This window comes from Nocardiopsis sp. NPDC055551, assembly GCF_053619415.1.
On the sequence record NZ_JBSHJJ010000005.1, the window covers coordinates 200,793 to 222,418 of the forward strand.

The 21,626-nt window shown below is 69.7% G+C and carries 19 protein-coding genes; 15 read left to right on the forward strand and 4 right to left on the reverse strand.

Annotated features, from left to right (window positions below; genetic code table 11):
* Positions 1-12: 12 nt before the first annotated feature.
* The gene (locus ACWGSK_RS11305) at positions 13-246 is read right to left on the reverse strand and encodes an Lrp/AsnC family transcriptional regulator (protein WP_358512820.1); all 234 of its coding nucleotides are present in this window, start codon (positions 244-246) and stop codon (positions 13-15) included.
* A 148-nt stretch (positions 247-394) separates the two neighbouring features.
* Between ACWGSK_RS11305 and ACWGSK_RS11310 the strand changes: the two genes are divergently transcribed.
* Together ACWGSK_RS11310 and ACWGSK_RS11315 are read left to right on the forward strand one after the other, a co-directional pair.
* Positions 395-1,390 (forward strand): thiamine-phosphate kinase, encoded by a 996-nt coding sequence (locus ACWGSK_RS11310; protein WP_452455782.1) that lies wholly within the window; start codon positions 395-397, stop codon positions 1,388-1,390.
* A 140-nt stretch (positions 1,391-1,530) separates the two neighbouring features.
* Positions 1,531-2,178, forward strand: coding sequence for a cellulose binding domain-containing protein (locus ACWGSK_RS11315; RefSeq protein ID WP_358512824.1), 648 nt, complete (start codon positions 1,531-1,533; stop codon positions 2,176-2,178).
* A gap of 108 nt (positions 2,179-2,286) precedes the next feature.
* On the opposite strand, the gene rpmB is transcribed toward ACWGSK_RS11315, so the two are convergent.
* Complete coding sequence (gene rpmB, locus ACWGSK_RS11320; protein WP_013151263.1) at positions 2,287-2,472, reverse strand: 50S ribosomal protein L28; 186 nt, start codon at positions 2,470-2,472, stop codon at positions 2,287-2,289.
* Between the two features lie 414 nt (positions 2,473-2,886).
* Between rpmB and recG the strand changes: the two genes are divergently transcribed.
* From recG to smc, 10 genes are all read left to right on the forward strand, one after another.
* Positions 2,887-5,106, forward strand: a complete 2,220-nt coding sequence (gene recG / locus ACWGSK_RS11325; RefSeq protein ID WP_358512826.1) for an ATP-dependent DNA helicase RecG — start codon at positions 2,887-2,889, stop codon at positions 5,104-5,106.
* Positions 5,107-5,170: 64 nt separating this feature from the next.
* Complete coding sequence (rsmD, locus tag ACWGSK_RS11330) at positions 5,171-5,737, forward strand: 16S rRNA (guanine(966)-N(2))-methyltransferase RsmD (RefSeq protein WP_358512828.1); 567 nt, start codon at positions 5,171-5,173, stop codon at positions 5,735-5,737.
* Between the two features lie 139 nt (positions 5,738-5,876).
* On the forward strand, positions 5,877-6,365 hold the full coding sequence (coaD, locus tag ACWGSK_RS11335; RefSeq protein ID WP_358512830.1) for a pantetheine-phosphate adenylyltransferase: 489 nt from the start codon (positions 5,877-5,879) through the stop codon (positions 6,363-6,365).
* A 210-nt stretch (positions 6,366-6,575) separates the two neighbouring features.
* On the forward strand, positions 6,576-7,124 hold the full coding sequence (locus tag ACWGSK_RS11340; RefSeq protein WP_358512832.1) for a YceD family protein: 549 nt from the start codon (positions 6,576-6,578) through the stop codon (positions 7,122-7,124).
* Between the two features lie 130 nt (positions 7,125-7,254).
* Positions 7,255-7,431: a 50S ribosomal protein L32 gene (gene rpmF / locus ACWGSK_RS11345; RefSeq protein WP_067601846.1), complete on the forward strand. Its 177-nt coding sequence runs from the start codon at positions 7,255-7,257 to the stop codon at positions 7,429-7,431.
* Between the two features lie 351 nt (positions 7,432-7,782).
* A complete protein-coding gene (gene rnc, locus ACWGSK_RS11350; RefSeq protein ID WP_358512834.1) occupies positions 7,783-8,568 on the forward strand; it encodes a ribonuclease III in 786 nt (261 codons plus the stop codon).
* Positions 8,569-8,571: 3 nt separating this feature from the next.
* Positions 8,572-9,426: a bifunctional DNA-formamidopyrimidine glycosylase/DNA-(apurinic or apyrimidinic site) lyase gene (mutM, locus tag ACWGSK_RS11355; RefSeq protein ID WP_358512836.1), complete on the forward strand. Its 855-nt coding sequence runs from the start codon at positions 8,572-8,574 to the stop codon at positions 9,424-9,426.
* A gap of 118 nt (positions 9,427-9,544) precedes the next feature.
* Positions 9,545-9,832, forward strand: a complete 288-nt coding sequence (locus ACWGSK_RS11360) for an acylphosphatase (protein WP_358512838.1) — start codon at positions 9,545-9,547, stop codon at positions 9,830-9,832.
* Between the two features lie 357 nt (positions 9,833-10,189).
* Positions 10,190-10,381 carry a hypothetical protein gene (locus ACWGSK_RS11365; protein WP_067601834.1) on the forward strand — a complete coding sequence of 64 codons (192 nt, stop codon included), beginning with the start codon at positions 10,190-10,192 and terminating at the stop codon, positions 10,379-10,381.
* Between the two features lie 420 nt (positions 10,382-10,801).
* Positions 10,802-14,350, forward strand: coding sequence for a chromosome segregation protein SMC (smc, locus tag ACWGSK_RS11370; protein ID WP_358512840.1), 3,549 nt, complete (start codon positions 10,802-10,804; stop codon positions 14,348-14,350).
* Positions 14,351-14,375: 25 nt separating this feature from the next.
* Here smc and ACWGSK_RS11375 read toward each other — a convergent pair whose 3' ends face one another.
* The gene (locus tag ACWGSK_RS11375; RefSeq protein WP_358512842.1) at positions 14,376-14,726 is read right to left on the reverse strand and encodes a ribosomal protein L7/L12; all 351 of its coding nucleotides are present in this window, start codon (positions 14,724-14,726) and stop codon (positions 14,376-14,378) included.
* Between the two features lie 140 nt (positions 14,727-14,866).
* Positions 14,867-17,527 (reverse strand): S8 family serine peptidase, encoded by a 2,661-nt coding sequence (locus ACWGSK_RS11380; RefSeq protein WP_452455783.1) that lies wholly within the window; start codon positions 17,525-17,527, stop codon positions 14,867-14,869.
* A 644-nt stretch (positions 17,528-18,171) separates the two neighbouring features.
* On the opposite strand from ACWGSK_RS11380, the gene ACWGSK_RS11385 reads away from it, so the two are divergent.
* The 3 genes from ACWGSK_RS11385 (at position 18,172) to ftsY (ending at position 21,490) form a co-directional block, all read left to right on the forward strand.
* Complete coding sequence (locus ACWGSK_RS11385) at positions 18,172-19,167, forward strand: ABC transporter substrate-binding protein (RefSeq protein WP_358515171.1); 996 nt, start codon at positions 18,172-18,174, stop codon at positions 19,165-19,167.
* A gap of 21 nt (positions 19,168-19,188) precedes the next feature.
* Positions 19,189-20,223 carry a FecCD family ABC transporter permease gene (locus ACWGSK_RS11390; RefSeq protein ID WP_358515174.1) on the forward strand — a complete coding sequence of 345 codons (1,035 nt, stop codon included), beginning with the start codon at positions 19,189-19,191 and terminating at the stop codon, positions 20,221-20,223.
* A 76-nt stretch (positions 20,224-20,299) separates the two neighbouring features.
* Positions 20,300-21,490, forward strand: coding sequence for a signal recognition particle-docking protein FtsY (gene ftsY / locus ACWGSK_RS11395; protein WP_358515177.1), 1,191 nt, complete (start codon positions 20,300-20,302; stop codon positions 21,488-21,490).
* The last annotated feature ends 136 nt before the right edge of the window (positions 21,491-21,626 follow it).

Genomic DNA, 21,626 nt, shown 5'->3' on the forward strand with positions numbered 1-21,626 from the left:
CGCGGTCGACACTCAGATGTTGACGATGGGACACGTCAGGGTACGGGCGATGCCATCGAGTCGTTGAATGCGGGCGACCACGAGGGTGCCCAGGGCGTCGATGTCGCCGGCCTCGGCCTGAACGATCACATCGTAGGGACCCGTGACGTCGTTCGCCTTCTCGACCCCGTCGATCGCCCGGATGCGCTCCGCGACCTCGGCGGCCTGCCCGACCTCGGTCTGAACCAGGATGTACGCCTGCACCATGTGTCTACTCCTTCGTACCGTGCTGGTGTGCTGCAAGAGGGAAATCGCCCGAACCGGGGCGCAGCCGATGACGAACGGGTGACCGACGTCGAGGCCCGCCCACCGGGTCCGGGCCCCTGAACCGGAGCGTCACCGTACCCTGATCTTCGTGTTGAGCACCATTGGGGGCCTGGGTGAGTTCGCTCTGATCACACGTGTGACGAGCCAATTCCCCGGGACGGACGATGTAATCCTCGGACCCGGCGATGACGCCGCGATCGTTGCCGCGCCCGACGGGCGTACGGTCGCGACCACGGATCTGCTGGTCGAGGGCCGCCATTTCAAACGAGAATGGTCCAGCGCCCGTGACGTCGGGCATCGCGCCGTGGCGCAGAACTACGCGGACGTGGTCGCCATGGGCGCGCGTCCCACCGGCATGCTCATCGGGTTCGCTGCACCGCCCGACCTGCCGATCGTGTGGGCCGAGGAGTTCACCGCGGGCGTGCGCGACGAGTGCGCGCTCGCCGGGGGAGCCGTGGTCGGCGGCGACATGGTGGGCTCGGAGGTGCTGACCATCGCGGTCACCGCCTTGGGGGACCTGGAGGGGAGGGCGCCGGTGCGACGCGACGGCGCCCGGCCAGGAGACGTGGTCGCCTACGCGGGGAACCTGGGACTGTCCGCAGCGGGGCTGGCCCTGCTGGAACGGGGGATCGACGGCCCCGCGGCCTGCCTGGACGAACACCGCAGGCCGAGCCCTCCCTACTCGGCGGGATCGGAGGCGGCCCGACTCGGCGCCACCGCCATGCTCGACGTCAGCGATGGGTTCCTACAGGACCTCGGGCACATCGCCGCGCGCAGCGGGGTGCGTATCGATCTGGACTCGAAGGCACTGCGCCCTGATCCGGCGCTCCTCGAAGCCATGGGAGTACTCGGTGTCGCGAAGGGGAAGATCGAAGAGGCCGCCCGTGGACTGATGCTCATGGGTGGGGAGGACCACTCGTTGGCCGCTGTCTTCCCCGCCGAGGTCGACCTTCCGGAGAACTGGCATCCGGTGGGAACCGTCGTGGCGACCGGCGATCCCTCGGGGGAGGACACGGGTCCCGCCGTCACCGTGGACGGGAACGTGATGGAGGGCGGGGGATGGGATCATTTCCGTCGGGCGTGAGCCCGATTGGATTTGTCCTGTTTGGCGATCACGCTAGGCTTTGCCATCGCGACCGGCATCGGCCGGCGGCCGGTCGGAAGGCGGACCGGGGGTCACGGCAGGGAAGCGGAGCAGCGTCGAGAGGCGGTTGATGAGGCGGTATGGCTAGGCGGCGTGGTCCTCGCCGGGGAGCCCACCGCAGCGAACCGGAGAACGCCGGTCCCCTGCGGAGGTTCGGCGGCCTTATCGAGAGCACTGTCCCCAAACGTGTGGAACCCCCGAGGCTGCTCAACGTCCTCGTCGTCTCCGGCGTCATCCTCGGCCTGCTCCTGTTCGGGTACAGCACCACCCAGATCTACCTGCAGTTCGGCGGTGCTCCCGGCGCGACCGAGGCGCCCGGGACCCAGGACGGGGCCGAACCCGACGAGGAGACCTCCGCCGAACCCGATGGGGCGAGCCCGGAACAGGGTGACTCGGGGCCCCAGACCCAGGCCGGGACCGAACCCACCACGGTCGTCTACCGGATCCTGGAGTCATCCTCCATGGGGTTCACCGGACAGGTCACCGTCACCAACACCTCCAACAGCACGCTGAACGCGTGGGAACTGGCGTTGGCGTTCGAGAGCGCCGAGGTCACCGACGTTCGAGACGCCGACTGGGAGCCCCTGGACGACGGCATCCTGGCCGGTCGGTCCGGTGCCGAGGCGGCGCTGGAGCCGGGAGAGTCGACCGAGCTCACCTTCGACGCGGTCGGGATCGCCCAGAGCCCGATCCGTTGCTCGCTCAACGGGCACGTCTGCCAACTCTGACCCACCGACTCCGCGCGGACCCGAGGCACACGAACGGATCCGGGCGTGACGAAGGCCCCCCGACCGGAGCCGGAGGGCCTTCGATGAAACAGACAGGGGCGGGTTCCCTTAGCGGGTCACCTTGCCGGCCTTGATGCACGAGGTGCATGCGTTCACACGCTTGGGCGTGCCGCCCACGCGGGTGCGAACGGTCTGGATGTTGGGGTTCCAGCGGCGGCGGGTGCGACGGTGCGAGTGGGAAACACTGTTACCGAACCCTGGTCCCTTGCCGCAGACGTCGCAGACGGAAGCCACGGTAACTCCATTCAAGCGCTCGGGATCGCGCACGTCGCCGCACGCGAAGGTTCATCCGACCGGGAGAGGTCGGGCGGACAGGTCGGCGAAGACGCCAACCTTGGAAGAGTACACGAGGGTGCTACCCGAAAGTGGAACTGGACCACTGGACGGCACCCGTTCGCGCAACGGTGGAACAGGTGCGGCCGAAGCCTGGAGCACCACCACCGGAGCATCGAGATCAGCCACAGAGGCATGGCGAAAACGCGATGAACTCTGACGAGTATACCCCGGTTGAGAGTGCCGCTCGCCCACCGCCGATGGCCCGGGGCGGCACCTCCGACACGGGCGACCGACCACATCGGGTCCCACCCGTCACAGCCGAGGTCTAACGTGGCGGGTGGATCGACGCACGAGTCCAGGACGGGGACGACAGTGAGCACCTGGGACGAGCCGCTGCGCAAGGGACCGCTCGGTGGCAGGACGGCCAAGGCACTGGCCGAGAAACTCGACCTGCACACCCTCGGCGACCTGCTGCGTTATTACCCGCGCCGCTACGACCGCCGCGGTGACCTGACCGACCTCGCCCTGTTGCGCGAGGGCGAGGACGTGACCGTGCAGGCCAAGGTGCTCGACGCCCGGCGCAAGACCATCCCGGCCCGTCAGGGGCGCCGCCGCCTGGACATGATGGAGGCCGTCGTCACCGACGGGACCGGCCGCCTGCACCTGACCTTCTTCAACCGGGGTTCCTATCACCAGGGCGCCCTGGTCCCGGGGCGACTGGCCATGTTCTCCGGCAGGGTCTCCACGTTCAAGGGACGCCGACAGCTCGACCATCCCGAGTACGTACTGCTCGACGAGGACGGCCTGGACGGGGAGGCGGCGCGGGCCTACGCCGACGAGGTCATCCCGATCTATCCGGCGGTCAAGGGGCTGGACTCGGCGACCATCGCCCGGTCGGTGGGCGTGGCCCTGGACTACGCCGTCGACATCCCCGACCCGCTCCCACCGGAGCCGCGCTCCGAACAGCGGCTGCTCGCCGTGCACGACGCCCTGACCCGGATCCACCGGCCCAAGGACATGGACGACCTCAAGCCCGCCCGACGCAGGCTGAAGTGGGATGAGGCGTTCGTGGTGCAGATCGCCCTGGCCCAGCGTCGGCAGAAGGCGGAGGAGCTGCCCGCCAAGCCCCGCCCCGGCGCGAGCGACGGCATCCTCGACGCGTTCGACGCTCGACTCCCCTTCACCCTCACCGACGGGCAGCGCGAGGTCGGTGACGCCCTGGCCGAACGACTTGAGGCGACCAACCCCATGCACTGCCTCCTGCAGGGCGACGTGGGCGCGGGCAAGACCCTCGTGGCCCTGCGCGCCATGTTGCGGGTCGTGGACTCGGGGGGCCAGGCCGTGATGCTCGCCCCCACCGAGGTCCTCGCCCAACAGCACCACCGCTCCATCGGCGCGATGCTCGGGGCGCTCGGCCGCGCGGGGCAGATCGACGGCGCCGAACACGCCACCAGGGTGGCGCTGCTCACCGGATCCATGGGCGCCGCCGCACGTCGGGAGGCGTTGCTGGACGCCGCCTCGGGCGCGGCCGGGATCGTCGTGGGCACGCACGCCCTGCTTCAGGAACACGTGTCCTTCGCCGACCTGGGCCTGGTGGTGGTGGACGAGCAGCACCGCTTCGGCGTGGAGCAGCGCGACGCCCTACGGGAGAAGGCCGTCGACGGCCGCCCGCACGTTCTGGTGATGACCGCCACACCCATTCCGCGTACCGTCGCGATGACCGTGTACGGGGACCTGGACGTGGTGGCGCTGACCCAATTGCCCAAGGGGCGCGCCCCGGTCTCCACGCACGTGGTCCCGGCCGCGGAGAAGCCCCACTTCCTGACCCGCGCCTGGGAACGGATCCGGGAGGAGGTCGGCCAGGGACGGCAGGCGTTCGTGGTGTGTCCCCGAATCGGCGACGGCACCGACGGTTCCGGTGGTGGCGAGACCGGAGACGAGGTGGACGCGCCACCGGAGGAGTCGCCCCAGGGCGCTCGCCCGCCGCTGGCCGTGCTGGACGTCCTGGCCCGTCTGAAGGAGGGGCCGTTGGCGGACGTGCGGGTGGAGGCCCTGCACGGCCGGATGACACCCGAGGACAAGGACGCGGTCATGCGCCGGCTGAACGCGGGGGAGACCGACGTGGTGGTCTCCACCACCGTCATCGAGGTGGGCGTGGACGTGCCCAACGCCACTGTCATGGCGATCATGGACGCCGACCGCTTCGGCGTCTCCCAGCTGCACCAGCTGCGCGGCCGGGTCGGTCGAGGACGGCTGCCCGGTCTCTGCCTGCTGGTCACCGAGTCGGAGGAGGGCACCCCCGCACGCGAGCGACTCGCCACGGTGGCGTCCACCACCAACGGATTCGAGCTGTCCCGCGCCGACCTGGAGATGCGCCGCGAAGGCGACGTCCTGGGCGACGCCCAGTCGGGTGCCCGTTCCAGCCTGCGCATGCTCACCCTGGTCTACGACGAGAAACTCATCGGCCAGGCACGAGAGGCGGCGACCCGGTACGTGGCGAAGGATCCGTCCCTGGCCGACCACCCGCCCCTGGCCCAGGCCCTGACCGCCCTGCTCCCGGAGGAGCGCGCCGAGTACCTGGAGAAGACCTGACCTTCCGGGCGTCCGAGAAGCCCTGCCCCTCGCCCGATCCCGTGAGCGCACTAACGTGGTGGCCATGACCCGCATCATCGCCGGGGCGGCGGGCGGTCGACGCATCAACGCCCCCGACGGCCGCACCACCAGGCCCACCAGTGACCGTGCCCGCGAGGCGTTGTTCGCCTCCGTCCAGTCCGACCTCGGCTCCCTCGACGGGATCCGGGTGATGGACCTGTACGCCGGATCGGGCGCCATCGGCCTGGAGGCCCTCTCACGCGGCGCGTCCCACGCCCTGATGGTGGAGGCCGACCGCAAGGCGGCGCAGGTGGTGCGCGGCAACATCGCGACGCTGAAGCTGCCCGGGGCCGAACTGGCCGCGGATCGCGTGGAACGCGTCCTGGCGCGCGGCAACACCGGAGCCCCCTACGACCTGGTGGTGGCCGACCCGCCCTACCCGGTCACCGAGGAGGAGATCGCCGGGGTCCTCGCCGACCTGGTCGACCACGGTTGGTCGACCGAGGACACGGTCGTGGTGATGGAGCGCTCCAAGCGCAGCCCGGAACCGACCTGGCCCAAGGGCATCGAACTCGACCGCAGCCGAAAGTACGGCGAGGCCATCCTCTGGTACGCCCGCGCCACCGGTTAGGCGGGGTCAAGGGAGCGTGTCCCCTGAGTCCGTACTGCGTGTGAATGTGGACACTAAGGGGGAGTTGCCCTAATCGGCGTGGAGTCCAACCCCTACGATCGCGGTACCCGCGAGTAGTTCAGGAGAGGGGCGATCCACCGTGCGCAGAGCTGTCTGTCCGGGTTCCTTCGACCCGGTCACCTACGGTCACATCGACATCATCGGTCGAGCCGCCAAACAGTACGACGAGGTCATCGCCGCCGTACTGAACAACGTCAACAAGCGGGGTCTCTTCGCCGTCCCCGAGAAGCTCGACATGCTTCGCGAGGGCACGTCCGAGTTCGGCAACGTGCGTGTCAGCGAGTTCGACGGGATGCTCGTCGACTTCTGCCGCGAGAACGACATCGGGACCATCGTGCGCAGCCTGCGCTCGGTCAGCGACTTCGACTACGAGTTGCAGATCGCGCAGATGAACTACCGGCTCTCCGGTGTGGAGACCGTCTTCATGACGGCCAACCCGCAGTACTCGTTCCTGTCGTCCAGCCTGGTCCGCGAGATCGCCCTGCACCGCGGCGACGTCTCCAGCCTGGTCACGCCCTACGTCCAGGGGCGACTCAAGGACAAGTACGAGGAGAAGCACGCGGAGTAGGATCTTCGGGCCCTGATTTGGGTGCGCGGGGGCATGGTAGGTAGAATCCTGGTTCGACCATGGGCGTCGCCGGTCTTCGGCGTGCGCTCAGGCCGGTCAGCACCACCGTGAACGACCGACGCGCAGGCGTCGGCGAGCTCGTGCCCGGCCCTCGGAACCTCTTTTGAAAGCGCGATCACTCTGTCTCGTCTAGATGCCCGTGGCCCGTACGTGGTCGACACCCGCCCGCTGGGCCGCCAGCCGGGGTCGATGCGGACCGTCAACCGTATCGTGACCCTCACCGAAGGGTTCGAGACGGCGATGGCCGGCGTGCCCAAGGGGCAGGAGATCGAGCTGGACCTGCGCTTGGAGGCCGTCATGGAGGGGGTCCTGGTCACCGGGACCGTCAGCGGCAACCTGACCGCCGAGTGCTCCCGCTGCCTCGAACCCCTGTCCGAGGAGCTGGAAGCCCGCTTCCAGGAGATGTTCCGTTACCCCGGGGACGATGACGACGTCACCGCGTCCGGTGGTGAGGACTCGGGCGACGAGGATGAGGACTACTATCTAGAGGGCGACCTGCTCGACCTCGAACCGGTGGTCCGAGACGCCGTCGTGCTCGCGCTCCCACTCTCGCCGCTGTGCGGCCCGGACTGCCCCGGTCTGTGCTCCGAGTGTGGCGTCAAGCTCGCCGAGGCCGGGCCCGATCACGGGCACGGCGACGGCATCGACCCGCGTTGGGACGCACTCCGTGGAATCACGGAGGACCCCGGCGAGCAATGAGCTCGTGAACCGGTCGCCCACGGTGCCCCAGGGCCCGACCGACCGGAGCACACCCTCCCCGCCACAGCGCGCGGGGTGACCAGATAAGCGACCTCCCGCGACCGCGCGGGGGTGACCCAGGAGGATTGAAGTGGCCGTCCCGAAGCGGAAGATGTCGCGGAGCAACACCCGGACCCGCCGTTCCCAGTGGAAGGCGTCGCGCCCGGTGCTGGTCAACTGCCCGCGCTGCCGTGACCCGAAGCAGCCCCACATCGCGTGCCCGAGCTGCGGCACCTACAACAACCGCCAGGTCACGAACCCGGCGTAACGATGTACCGGCCCCGGGCGGCATGCGCCCGATCCCGGTCTTCGACGAACACGCAGGCGGGGCGGAACCCATCGGGGATCCGCCCCGTTGTGCTGTCCAGGAGGGGATTCGGGAGTCCCGGTGTCACCCGGTCTTTGTAGAGTGATCTCGTACGGCCGGGGAAGTCATCTTCCGTGGCACTCTCGACACCGGAGGGTTCCGGGTCCGCAGTGGCTCCCGAGATCGTGGTGGCCGCCGGGGGAGCACATGCTCCCGCGACGATCACCTCGTTTTCGAGCGTCCCGGTCGGGCCGAGGGATCCCCACAGCACTCGCGCGCTCCGGCGCGCCCGAACCAGGGAAGCGAACCCGCGTGGCCAGTCAACTCTCCGCATCCGAGGCGAAGTCGTTCCACAGGGCGATCGGGGTCGAGGTCGACCCCAAGATCCTGCTCCGAGCCCTCACCCACCGTTCCTACGCCTACGAGAAGGGCGGCCTGCCCACCAACGAGCGACTGGAGTTCCTCGGCGACTCCGTGCTGGGCCTGGTCGTCACCGACACGCTGTTCCGCAAACACCCGGACCTGCCGGAGGGCCAGCTCGCCAAGCTGCGCGCGGCGGTGGTGAACATGCGCGCCCTCGCCGACGTCGCCCGCGGGCTGGGCATCGGTCAGTACATCCGCCTGGGTCGGGGCGAGGAGGGTACCGGGGGCCGGGACAAGTCCTCGATCCTCGCCGACACCCTGGAGGCCATCATCGGCGCGGTCTACCTGGACCGTGGTCTGGACGTGGCCTCGGAGTTCGTGCACCGCCTCTTCGACCCGCTCATCGCGACCGCGTCGGGGCTGGGCGCCGGTCTGGACTGGAAGACCTCCCTGCAGGAGCTCACCGCCGCCGAGATGCTCGGCGTGCCCGAGTACCACGTGGACGAGAGCGGCCCCGACCACCAGAAGACCTTCCGCGCCACCGTGCGGGTGGCGGGGGAGAGCCACGGGCTGGGTGAGGGGCGCAGCAAGAAGGAGGCCGAGCAGCAGGCCGCGGAGGCGGCCTGGAAGGCCATCCGCGCCCGCTCGGACCAAGGCGCCGCCCAGAGCGGGGAGGCCCCCGCCAGGTCCCAGGGCGGCAAGGGGCAGGCCAACAAGACGAAGGGGCGTGGTTGACCCGTGCCCGAACTTCCCGAGGTCGAGGTCGTGCGGCGTGGTCTCGACGAGCACGCGGTGGGCCGTCGGATCGGTGCCGTGGAGGTGCTGCACCCGCGTTCGATCCGTCGTCACGTACCCGGACCCGCGGACTTCGTCGGCCGGCTGGCGGATCGCACCCCGACGGCGGTGCGCCGACGCGGCAAGTACATGTGGTTGGTGCTGGACAGCGGCGAGATGCTGCTGACCCACCTGGGCATGAGCGGCCAGATGCTGGTGCAGCCACAGGGCAAGCCGGACGAGAAGCACCTGCGCGTGCGGTTGCCACTGTCCGACGGACAGGAGCTGCGCTTCGTCGACCAGCGCACCTTCGGCCACCTGCTGGTGGACGAGCCGGGGGAGCGGGCCGAGGTGCCGGTGTCGGTGGACCACATCGCCCTGGACCCCCTGGACCCGGAGTTCGTCCCCGAGTCGTTCGTAGGGGCGCTGCGGGCCAAGCGGACCGAGGTCAAGCGAGCCCTGCTCGACCAGTCGCTGATCAGCGGTGTGGGAAACATCTACGCCGACGAGGCGCTGTGGCGCTCCCGCCTGCACTGGGCGCGGTCCACCCGGGGGTTGAGCAACGCCCAGGCGCTGGAACTGCTCGGACACGTCACCGAGGTGATGACGGAGGCGCTGGAGGTCGGCGGCACCACGTTCGACGGGTTGTACGTCGACGTCAACGGGGAGAGCGGCTACTTCGAGCGCGGGCTGAACGCGTACGGCCGACGGGATCGGCCGTGCGGACGTTGTGGGACCGCGATCGTGCGCGAGGCGTTCATGAACCGTTCCTCGTTCAGTTGCCCGACCTGCCAGCGGGCGCCTCGCTCCCGGGCCTGAGGTTCTCTGGAGAAGTCCCCTGCTCAGGGGCGGAAAGTGCCCCGCGTCGCCTAGGGGAAGGGCGATGGGGCGTGTCGGTGAGGAAACTGTCGCCGCGAGGTAAGGGAGTGGCCCGACCATGGGAGAACGGAGTGAACCCGTCCGGCTGACCGCGTGGGTGCGTGGTCGGGTGCAGGGGGTGGGTTTCCGCTGGTGGGCGCGGTCTCGGGCGCTCGAAATCGGGCTGACCGGAGCCGCCACCAATCTCGACGACGGTCGTGTGGAGGTCGTCGCGGAGGGCCCCCGGGCCGACTGTGGGCGCCTTCTGGAGCACCTCAGAGGCGGGGGAACACCCGGTCGTGTGGATTCCGTGATCGAACGTTGGTCCCCGCCAGGGGGTTCCTTCGACGGTTTCGTCGAGCGTTGAGTAGACTGGAAGGGTAACGCGGTACGAATCATCCACCGTCGAATGGCGCATCACAGCCGTGGACGGTGGTCGCGGGCCAGGGCGCCGGACGTGAGAGCTCCGCCGTCACCGGCCGCACGCGGCACCGGGGGTGGACCGATTCGGATCGTGCGAAACCACGTGCCTTGAGCCCCTACGGCCGGGCAGTGGTCGTTACGGACTGTTGTAATCCAATCTTGACCAGCGGCGCGCATGGTGAGACTCTTAAAGACACATCGCGCATCAACCACCCGTGACACACGACCCACGGTCGTTTCATTACACGGGATGTCGCACGTGCGCACAACCACTGGTCACTCAGCGTGGAGGACCCACATCATGGCGAAGGCTCTGTTCGGCCACGTCGGCGGCTCCGACCCTCGAATGGTTTCGGAGATGCGGCGGCTTCAGAAGCGGGTACGCGACCTTGAGGACGAGATCGGTCGTCTTCAGGCACAGAACGACCAGCTCAGCATGGCCGTCACCGACGTCGCCACCAGCGCGACCGACCGCGAGCCCGCGCTCGCCTGAACCACAACACCACGTTCGTAGCCGCACGGGTGGGTGCGAACGAGATCTGTCGATCCACTGACGGGGACGCCGACAACATCACTGGCGTCCCTGGCCGGATCGATCACCCGTGCTTCCGCCGCTGAATTTTTCCTTCCCTTGGCGGCCTCTTTAAGCGTTGTACCCGGCGGGCCGAAGGGCAACCCTGTGTGTTCGCCGGACATTCCCCTGGATGTCAACCCCTGACCGGGCCGGTTTTCCGGCCGTGTCCCATTCTCCCGAGAACCCCCGCCGGTAAGCGGATCCGTGCGCGCGGTGTCGCAGTTCATCGGGCTCGGAAGCTCCTAACATCACCCTTTGGTCACCGCTTCGTGGCACCCTTGTTGTCGGCCTCGTGGCGACCGCCCGTGGCGAGAACGGTGACCGTCGTGGGAGGTGTGGGTGTACCTGAAGAATCTGACGTTGCGCGGCTTCAAGTCGTTCGCGTCGGCCACCACCCTTCGATTCGAACCGGGGATCACCTGCGTGGTGGGGCCCAACGGTTCGGGCAAGTCCAACGTCGTCGACGCCCTGTCCTGGGTGATGGGTGAGCAGGGGGCCAAGTCCCTGCGCGGCGGCAAGATGGAGGACGTGATCTTCGCGGGTACCTCCACCCGCCAGGCGCTGGGACGTGCCGAGGTCAGCCTCACCATCGACAACACCGACGGCGCGCTGCCGATCGATTACACCGAGGTCACCATCAAGCGGACGATGTTCCGCAACGGCGGCTCCGAGTACGCGATCAACGGCGACACCTGTCGCCTGCTGGACATCCAGGACCTTCTCAGCGACTCCGGCATCGGCCGGGAGATGCACGTCATCGTGGGCCAGGGCCAACTGGACACCGTGTTGCACGCCGGCCCGGAGGAACGCCGCGCCCTCATCGAGGAGGCCGCGGGCATCCTCAAGCACCGCAAGCGCAAAGAGAAGGCGATCCGCAAGCTCAACGCGATGCAGGGCAACCTGGACCGCGTCACCGACCTCACCGCCGAACTGCGCCGTCAGCTCAAACCCCTTGGCCGCCAGGCCGAACTCGCCCGCAAGGCCGCCGTCATCCAGGCCGACCTGCGCGACGCCCGCCTGCGCCTCCTCGCCGACGACATCGTCACCCTCACCGACAAGCTCGCCAAGGAGGAGGCCGACGAGAAGGACGTCCTCCAACGACGCGGCGCCACCGAGGCCTCCCTCAAGCAGTCCCAGGAACGTGAGGCCGAGCTGGAGGCACAGTCCACCGCCGCCGCCCCGAACCTGGCCAGGGCCAACGACACCTACCACGCGCTCTCACGCCTCACCGAACGCCTCGACGCCGTGCGCGGCCTGGCCACCGAACGCCACCAGAACCTGAGCGCGGTGCAGGGCGAGGTGGTCGGCCGCCGCGACCCCGAGGAACTGGAGATGGAGGCCGAGGAGGCCGCCGCCCAGGAGGAGGAGCTACAGACCCGCTTGGAGGAGGCCCGCGAGGTCCTGGAGACGAGCGTCACCGAGCGCGCCGCCGCCGAGGACGCCCTGCACCGGGAGGAACGCCGGTTGGAGGCCGCCTCCCGCGCCTCCGCCGAACGCCGCGAGGGCCTCGTTCGCCTGTCCGCGCGGGTGGAGGGTCTGCGCGGTCGCCTGGCCTCCCACGGGTCGGAGATCGCCCGTTTGGAGGAGGCCGCCGCCCAGGCCGCCGAACGCGCCGCCGGTGCCCAGACCGAGTACGAGATGGCGGCCGAGGAGTCGGCCGGACTCGACGAGGGTGACGCCGAACTCGACCAGACCCAGGAACGGTTCACCCAGAGCCTGTCCGCGGCCGACGCCGAACTCAACCGGCTCCGCGACGCCGAACGCACCGCTGAGGGTGAACGCGCCGCGCTGGCCGCGCGCAAGGAGGCGCTGGAACTGGGGCTGGCGCACAAGGACGGCGCGGGCACCCTGCTGGCCGCGAACCTTCCCGGCATGCTCGGTGGCCTGGCCACCCTGGTCCAGGTCGAACCCGGACACGAGACCGCTGTGGCCGCCGCGTTCGGGGTGGCCGCCGGCGCGGTGGCCGTGACCGACCACGATAGCGCCATGGCCGCCCTGGAACTGCTCAAGTCCGAGGACGCCGGACGCGCCGGGATCGTGGTGTCCCGAGCGGTGCCCTGCGCCGAACGAGCCGACTGGCCCGCGCTGCCCCAGGGCGTCCGCTATGCCGCGGACGCCGTCACCGCGCCCGACCACCTGACCGGCGCCGTCACCGCGTTGCTGGACCGGGTGGCGTTGGCCTCCGACGCCCGTGCGGCCCTGGACCTGGTCGCAACCCTGCCCGGGGTGCGGGCCGTCACCCCCGAGGGAGACGTGTTCGCCACCGAGCTGGTGCACGGCGGCACCGCGGCGGCGCCCAGCCTGTTGGAGGTCCAGGCCGCGGTCGACGAGGCCGCCGAGCGCCTGGAGACCGCCACCGAGACCGCCAAACGGGTGGCCGTGGACCTGGACGCCGCCAAGCGCGACCGCGCCGACATCGCCCGGGCCGCCGAGGAACTCACCGCCCGACGCAAGCAGAGTGACCGCAAACGCAACGAATCCGCCCAGCGTCTGGGCAAGCTCGGCGGGCAGGCGCGTTCGGCCGAGGCCGAGTCCGAGCGCTACCAGGCGGCCGCGGCCAAGGCCGGCGCCGCGCGCGACGAGGACGTCCTGAGGCTGGAGGCCATGGAGGCCGAGCTGGCCGAGGCGGAGGAGATCACCGCCGCCGTGGAGGAGGAGGCGCCCGACGCCGACCATCGCGACGAACTCTCCGACCTGGCCTCCCGAGCCCGTGCCACCGAGATGGAACGCCGTCTGTCGGTGCGCACCGCCGAGGAACGCGCCAGGTCCATCGCCGGTCGGGCCGACGCGCTGCTCGCCCAGGCCGCGGAGGAACGTCGGGCCGTCGAACGCGAGGCCGAGCGCCGCCGCGACCGGGCCGCCCAGGCCACCGTCGCCCGGGCCGTCACCGAGAGCGCCCGACTGGCCCTGGAACGTATCGCCGTGTCGGCGGCCACCGCCGAGACCGAACGCGCCACGGCCGAGGCCGAACGCGAGGCGCGCGACGGCGAACTCAAGACGGTGCGGGCCCGCGTGCGGGAGCTCTCCGTGGAGATGGAGAAGCTCACCAGCTCCGCGCACAGCGGAGAGGTGGCCCGCGCCGAGCGTCGGCTGCGCCTGGAGCAGATGGAGACCAAGGCCATGGAGGAGCTGGGCGTGGACGTGCCCACGCTCGTCGCCGAGTACGGTCCGCGCGTACCGGTGCCGCCGCCCGCGGACGCCCACGAGGACGCGGTCCCGTTGCCGTACGTGCGCGAGGTGCAGGCCAAGCGTCTCAAGGCGGCCGAACGACAGCTCAACCAGCTCGGCAAGATCAACCCGCTGGCCCTGGAGGAGTTCGCGGCGCTGGAGGAGCGGCACGCGTTCCTCAACGCGCAGTTGGAGGACCTGAAGAAGACCCGTCGCGACCTGATGGACATCGTCGCCGAGGTCGACGCCCGGGTGCAGGAGGTGTTCTCCTCCGCCTACCTGGACGTGGAACGCGAGTTCGCGGCGATCTTCGGCCGTCTGTTCCCCGGAGGCGAGGGCAGGCTGGTGCTCACCACACCGGAGGACATGCTGACCACCGGCATCGAGGTGGAGGCCCGCCCGCCGGGCAAGAAGGTCAAGCGACTGTCGCTGTTGTCGGGCGGTGAGCGTTCACTCACCGCGGTGGCGTTCCTCGCCGCGATCTTCAAGGCGCGCCCCTCGCCCTTCTACGTGATGGACGAGGTCGAGGCCGCCCTGGACGACACCAACCTGCAGCGGCTGTTGGTGATCTTCGAGGAGTTGCGGGAGTCGTCGCAGCTCATCGTGATCACCCACCAGAAGCGCACGATGGAGGCGGCCGACGCCTTGTACGGCGTCACCATGCAGGGCGACGGCATCTCCCAGGTGATCAGCCAAAAGCTCGAACGTCCGACGTCCTGACGCGGCATGGGCCACCGCGTTCGGATCAGCGGTCGAGGGAGCCGATGAAGCGCGAGGCCTCGTCCTCGGTCATGCCGGTCTCCTTCGCGACCATCAGGACGGCGTCGGCGACACGGTCCCGAGCCAACAGTTCGCGGGTCCGGTCGGCGAGGCTCTGACCGTCCGCGGGCCCGGCCGGGCTCCAATCGCCCGCTTCGATGGCCTCGGCGAGGCTTTTGGCCTCGGCCAGCCCCATGCCGGTGCGTTCGCGGACGACCTTGATGGCGTGGATCTTGCGGCCGTTCCGGATGTGTCCGAGGACCTCCTCGTACCCGGGCCGGTCGAGCTCCCTACGGGTGGGTTCGGGAATGCGGAAACGGTCGAAGAATCCGGCCATGGGGAGCCCTTCCGAGAGTCGGGGAATGGGGACGTTCGCCCCGGCGAAGCAGTGTACGCCCGGCCGGCGACCGAGCCGCGGGCGGACGCGAAGGGGCCGCCCTCCCGGTGGGGAGGACGGCCCCGAAGAGGAGACCGGGGTCAGCCTCGGTCGATGGTGATGACCGGGGAGGTCCAGTCCTCCCAGTGGTCCGGGTCGTCAGGGTCGCCGAGCGCCTTCAGCGCCCGGGCCTCCAGCCGGTAGTCACCGTCGCGCACGTCGGTGATCCGGCCGTGCGAGTCCGTCACGGTGCCGTCCCAGGCGTAGGCGAAGAACGCCGTGGGGGTCGCACTGCGGTTGACGTGGTCGACCGACAGGGCGATGTTGCGGTCCGGGTGGACCGGTCGGCCGGTGCGCTCGTCGACCACGGTCATCTCCAGCTTGGTGACGTGGTGGTCGAAGTGGGCGATCACGTAGGGCACGTCCGGCAGACCGTCCACCCAGTCCAGGGAGTAGGCGGCGCCCTCGGGCTGGTTCTCGTACCCGCCGCCGCTGCCGGCGCAGTCCAGACCGAAGAACGCCTCGCACTCGGTGATCTTGGTCAACCACGGAAGCTCGTGCGTGTTCCCGTCGCCGTCGGTGATCGGGGTCATGGCGTCGATGGCCTGGTAGTCGCCGTTGTAGGCGGCGTACGGCACGCGGTGCGTGTCACCCTCGCCGTCTCCCTCGGTGACCTTGACGTAACCGCCGTAGATCATCTGGTCGAGGTCGTCGGCGGGCGGAGTGATGGTCACGTCGACGGAGACCGAACCGCCGGCCGGCACCGTCACCTCGTCCTGACCGAACACGGCCTCGGCGTAGGTGTCGTTGAACAGCGGTGCGAACGTGTCGCCGTGGGTGCCCAGGGCGGGCTCGTGTTCGATCGCGTAGGTGGCCTCGGCGTCACCGTCGTTGGTGATGGTGACGGTCTCGGTCACGGGCCCCTCGGTGGCGCCCAGGCCGAGCTTGCCGGGGGACAACGAGGTGGTCGCCTCCACGGCTCCGGGCAGGTCGAGCATGCCGGCGCCCTGACGGTGGACGTTGTCGAGCACGCCCATGTCCGGGTCGCCCCACCACATGGTCGGGTCCGCGGAGTTCTGGAGCACGTCGCGTACGTCGTGGGCGTCCAGGTCGGGCCGGGACTCCAGGACCAACGCGACGCCGCCCGCGACGTGCGGGGACGACATCGAGGTGCCGCTGACCGTGGCGTAGCCGCCCTTGGCCATGGGGTAGGTGGAGCTGATCAGACCGCCCGGGGCGCCGATGTCCGGCTTCAGGGACAGGTCGGCGCCCAGACCGTAGGAGCTGAAGCTGCTGATCAGCCCGCCGGTCGGGTTCGGGATGGTGGTCTCCTCACCGGTCCAGGTGAGGGTGACGCTCTCGCCGGACTCCAGGAGCTCCAGGAGGTGCGCGCCGGACTCGTCGGAGACGCCGACGGAGAAGGCACCGCGGTCGACGATGCCGCCGCCCGCGAACATGCCGGGCAGGTTGTTGTAGACCACGACACCGGTGGCGCCCGCGTCGACGGCGGCGTCGTACTTCTCGGTGAAGGTGCACTCGCCGCGGACCATCAGCGCGGTCTTGCCCTCGGGGTCGCCTTCGAGTTCGTCGCCCGCGGCCAGACAACCGCGGCCGATGTCCACGATCTCGTCGGTCTCCCCGGACGTCGGTGGAAGCGTGGCGTCGTCCATCTCCATGTAGGCGACGGTCTCGCCGCTCTGGGTGACCTCGGCCGCGGCCGCGCGGATGTGCGTGTTGTCGTAGGCGGCCACCCCGATGACGTCCTCGCCCAGACCGGGCGCGCCCGCGGAGTACAGGCCGGTGGCGCCCTCGTTGCCGATGGAGGCGACCACGACCATGCCCTCGTCGACCAGTCGGTCGGAGGCGACGGCGGTCGGGTACTGCGGCCAGGAGTGCGCGGAGCCGATGCTCATGTTGAGCACGTCCATGTCGTCGGCCAGGGCCTGCTCCATGGCGGCGATCATGATGTCGGACGTGGTGGAACCGGCGCAGCCGAACACCTTGTAGGCGCCGAACTCCACGTCGGGCGCCACACCGGTGACCTGGCCCTGGGCGCCGACGATGCCGGCGACGTGGGTGCCGTGCCCGTTGCAGTCCTGTGGGTCGTCGTCGGGGATCGGCTCGGCGTTCTCGGGGTCGCCGGCGTTGAAGTCGTCACCGACGAAGTCGTGGCCGGTCACCACGCGTTCGGATGGGAACCCGCCGGGGCCGCCCAGGTCGGGATGGGTGTAGTCGACTCCGGTGTCCATGATGGCCACACGCAGTCCCTCGCCGGTCAGACCGAGCTCGCTCTGCGCGATGTCGGCGCCGGTCATGCCCAGGGCCGTGTCCATCTCGGGCTCGTTGTCGGCGATCTCGGGGATCTCGTGCCGCATGACCGGGTGAATGGCGGCCACACCGGGGATCTCCCGGGCCGTTCCGATCTGATCGTCCTCCATCTCCACGGAGACGCCGTTCCACAGTTCGGTGAAGGAGTGGCGTTCGGTGTACTCAAGGCCGTGTTCTCGGGCCTCGGCGTGGAATTCGGTGTGTTCGTCGTCGACACGGGCGACGGAGGTGCCCTCGGTGGTGGGTGGGCCTTCGAGTTCGATGAACCACAGGTCCTGGACCTGGTGGGTGAGCTCGCCGTTGCCCGCGGTGGGGGCGGGGTGCAGGGGAGCGAGCCCCTGTTCCTCGTCCGCGGTCGCGGGTGTGGCCGCCACCAGGCCGGCGATGAGTGTCAATCCGGCCAATGGGGCCAGGCGTGATCGGTGGGGTGCCACCTTGTCAACACATCCCTTCTCGTGCGCGCCTCAGGACAGCGGGGGAATCGACGACCCACCGGGTATGGAGTGCACACACGGAGGGGATACGCCGGAAGTGTCCGTATTGGGAGGATCGGCGCGCATGGCAACGAGATCATTGCCGTGTGCGATGTGGGGTGTCAATGTTCATTCAGACTCAATATGGCCACATGGCGTGACGAAGTGCCGTGAGTTTCCTCCGGGGTTGCAATGGTTTATAAAACGGACGGAAGACGTATTTCGTCTTAATGTCCATGAAAACGGTTGGGTTGGCTTCCGGAGCCGGAACGTGACCGTTTCACGAAAACGACCGTCCGTAACGAAGGACACGCAGGTCGGAGTGGTCGCACACGCCCGAGTCGGTCCCCAAGTACCGCGCAGTAGAGTTGGACGCGCTGTGCCGTCCCACCCGGGTCGGTACCAGCCGGTGTCGATCGAGCGAAGTCCGGCAGGCGGCCACATCCGGCCGCCGGATCCGGCGCTGTCCCGCAACTGTGAAGCCCCGCCGAGCGCGGGGACGAGCCAGGTCGCCTCGCCGACGCCGACGTCCCCTGTCCTCGTGGGAAGGACCGGCCGTCCCGATCTGGGCCGTGCTCCTCCCCGCACGCACTCGAAGGAGCACCGTGCGGATCGCCCGCCAGCTTCCCATCGCCCTCTTGGGCGCCACGCTCGCCCTCACCGCCTGCGGTACGGACGACCCCGAACCGGAGAACACGGAGGAGACCACCGAGACCGCGTCGGCGGAGTGCGGTGTCCCCGAGCCCGCCGAGCGTACCGAGATCGGTGACGGCACCTTCCCGGTCACCGTCGACGACTCCGTCGGCGAGGTCACCCTGGAAGAGGCGCCCGAGCGCATCGTCTCGCTCTCCCCCAGCACCACCGAGTCCCTCTTCGCCATCGACGCCGGCGACCAGGTCGAGGCGGTCGACGAGTACTCCTACTACCCCGAAGAGGCCCCCACCACGGACCTCAGCGGCTACACCCCCAGCGTCGAGGCCATCAGCGAGTACGACCCCGACCTGGTCATCCTCTCCGACAGCGCCATCGACAGCGTGGAGCAGCTCGACGCCGTGGACATCCCCACGCTCGTGCTGGGCGACGCCGCCGACCTGGAGGACGTCTACGCCCAGATCCGCCTGCTCGGCGAGGTCACCGGCAAGACGGAGGAGGCCGACGCGGAGGCCGACCGGGTCGAGACCGATTTCAACGCCGTCGTCGAAGAGGCCTGCGGAGCCCTGGGTGACACCGAACTCACCTTCTACCACGAGCTCGACGACACCCTGTTCTCCGTCACCTCCGCCACCTTCGTCGGTCAGGTCTACGACGCGTTCGGCCTGGTGAACATCGCCGACCAGACGGACGACACCGAGAGCGGCGGCTACCCGCAGCTGTCCACCGAGTTCGTGGTGGAGGAGAACCCGGACCTGATCTTCCTGTCCTACGGCGACGAGTCCGCCGTCGAGGACGTGGCCGAACGCCCCGCCTTCGACACCGTCACCGCGGTCGAGAACGACGCCGTGCACCTGCTCGACGAGGACACCTCCTCCCGCTGGGGACCGCGTGTGGTCGACTTCGCCGAGACCGTCGGCGAAGCCGTCCAGCAGAGCGCGGGCGAGTAGAGGAAGGGCGGAGGTAGGGCGGTGAAGGGCTTCGGGGTCCCGTTCGGGTGGTTGCTGGCCGGCGTGGTCGTGCTGTGCACGGCCGCGGTGTTCGGCGTCTCGGCCGGGGCGGCCTCCCTGACCGCCACCGACATCCTCCGCCACTTCGTCGGTCTCCTGCCCTTCGGCTGGGTGGAGTCACCCCTGACCGAACGGCAGGAGGCACTGCTCATGGAGCTGCGCCTGCCCCGAGTGGTGATGGGCGCGATCGTCGGCGCACTCCTGGCCACCGCGGGCGGCGCCTACCAAGGGGTCTTCCGCAATCCACTGGCCGACCCCTTCCTGCTCGGTGCCGCCGCCGGCGCCGGGCTGGGAGCCACCATGGTCATGGTGTTCGGCGGCGACCTCGTCGCCGACCCCCGGGCGCTGGTCCCCGTGGCGGCCTTCGTCGGCGCGCTCCTGGGGGTGGCCGCCGCCTACGCGCTCGGTTCCACCGCCGGAGGAGGGGGCACCGCCGCTCTGGTGCTCGCCGGGGTGGCCGTCTCCTCCTTCCTGTCCGCGGCGCAGACCCTCGTCCAACAGATGGGGATCGACCAGCTCCAACGCATCTACGCGTGGCTGCTCGGTGGCCTCGGCCGGGGCGGCTGGGACGACGTGCGGCTCATCGCCCCCTACGCCGCGGTGGGACTGGCCGTGCTGCTGCTGTCCGGTTACCTGCTGGACATGCTGGCGCTGGGCGACGACAAGGCCGTCAGCCTCGGCCTCAACCCGGCCGCGGTGCGCCTGGTCGTCATCGCCGCCGCGTCCCTTGCCACCGCGGCCGCCGTGTCGGTGAGCGGACTCATCGGGTTCGTCGGCATCGTCGTGCCGCACATCGTGCGCCGCCTGGTCGGCTCCAACTATCGGGCGATCCTGCCGGTCACCGTGTTGGCCGGCGGTGCCTTCCTCGTCACCGTCGACATCGTGGCGCGCACGATCGTCGCCCCCGCGGAACTGCCCATCGGCGTGGTCACCGCCTTCCTCGGAGCACCGTTCTTCGTGCTCATCCTGCGCACCACACGCCATCGCGGTACCTGAGCCCCGTCCCGGGCCGTGCCCGGTGGACCGGACGTGATGCGAACGCGTCGGACACTCTGGAAGACTGGCTCACGCTATGGACATCACCTTGCTCGTAAGCATCATCGTCGTCGTCGCCCTCCTGGTGGTCGGCGGGTTCTTCCTGGTCAGGACCCGAAGCTCGGTCGCGCCGGGCAAGGAGGAGACCAAGCCCGAGGTCACCGACACCCCTAAGGCGCCCGCACCGGAGGAGGACCGGGAACGGGACGAGGGGACGGTACGCACGCCCCCCGCCCACGCGCCTCCGGCGGAGGAGGCCGAACCCGAGGCCCCCGCCGCCCCCGCCGAACCCGAGATCGAGACCCCGCCCCCGTCAGAGGGACGCATGGTCCGCCTGCGGGCCCGATTGGCCCGTTCCCAGAGCTCTCTCGGCCAGGGATTGCTCAACCTGCTCTCCGCCAAGAACCTCGACGAGGACACCTGGGAGGAGATCGAGGACACGCTGATCACCGCTGACATCGGCGTGACCTCGGCCACCCAGATCGTGGAGAACCTGCGCACCCGGGTCAAGGTGCTCGGCACCCGTGACACCGAGGAGGTGCGGAGCCTGCTCCGCGACGAACTCCTCGAACAGATCGGTGCCGGCACCGACCGTGTCGTGCGCACCACGCCGCACGGCGACCGCCCGGCCGTGGTCATGGTCGTGGGAGTCAACGGCACCGGCAAGACCACCACCACCGGCAAGCTCGCCCGTGCCCTGGTCGGTGACGGTCGCAGCGTGGTCCTGGGCGCCGCCGACACCTTCCGCGCGGCAGCCGGCGAACAGCTCCAGACCTGGGGTTCCCGGGTCGGCGCCCCGGTCGTGCGCAAGGAGGAGGGCGCCGACCCCGCCAGCGTCGCCTTCGACGCGGTCGCCCGTGGAATCGAGGACGGGGCCGACACCGTCATCATCGACACGGCCGGACGCCTGCACACCAAGACCGGGCTCATGGACGAGCTCGGCAAGGTCAAGCGCGTGGTGGAGAAGAAGTCCCAGGTCGACGAGGTCCTCCTCGTCCTGGACGCGACCACCGGACAGAACGGCCTGCGCCAGGCGCGGGTGTTCGCCGAGGTCGTGAACGTCTCCGGCATCGCCCTGACCAAGCTCGACGGCACCGCCAAGGGCGGCATCATCGTCCAGGTCCAGCGTGAGCTGGGCGTCCCGGTCAAGCTCGTCGGGCTGGGGGAGGGCCCCGACGACCTGGCGCCCTTCGACCCCGAGGTCTTCGTGGACGCGATCCTGGGCTGAGTCCCGAACCCACACGAACCCACCGAAGAGGCCGGCGCACCAGCGGGTGCGCCGGCCTCTTCGCGCCTCCGCTTCACCGCTCCGTAACACCGTCCGCGGTCCTTTTACGCCCGCGCAACACGTGGGGCTCCGATGG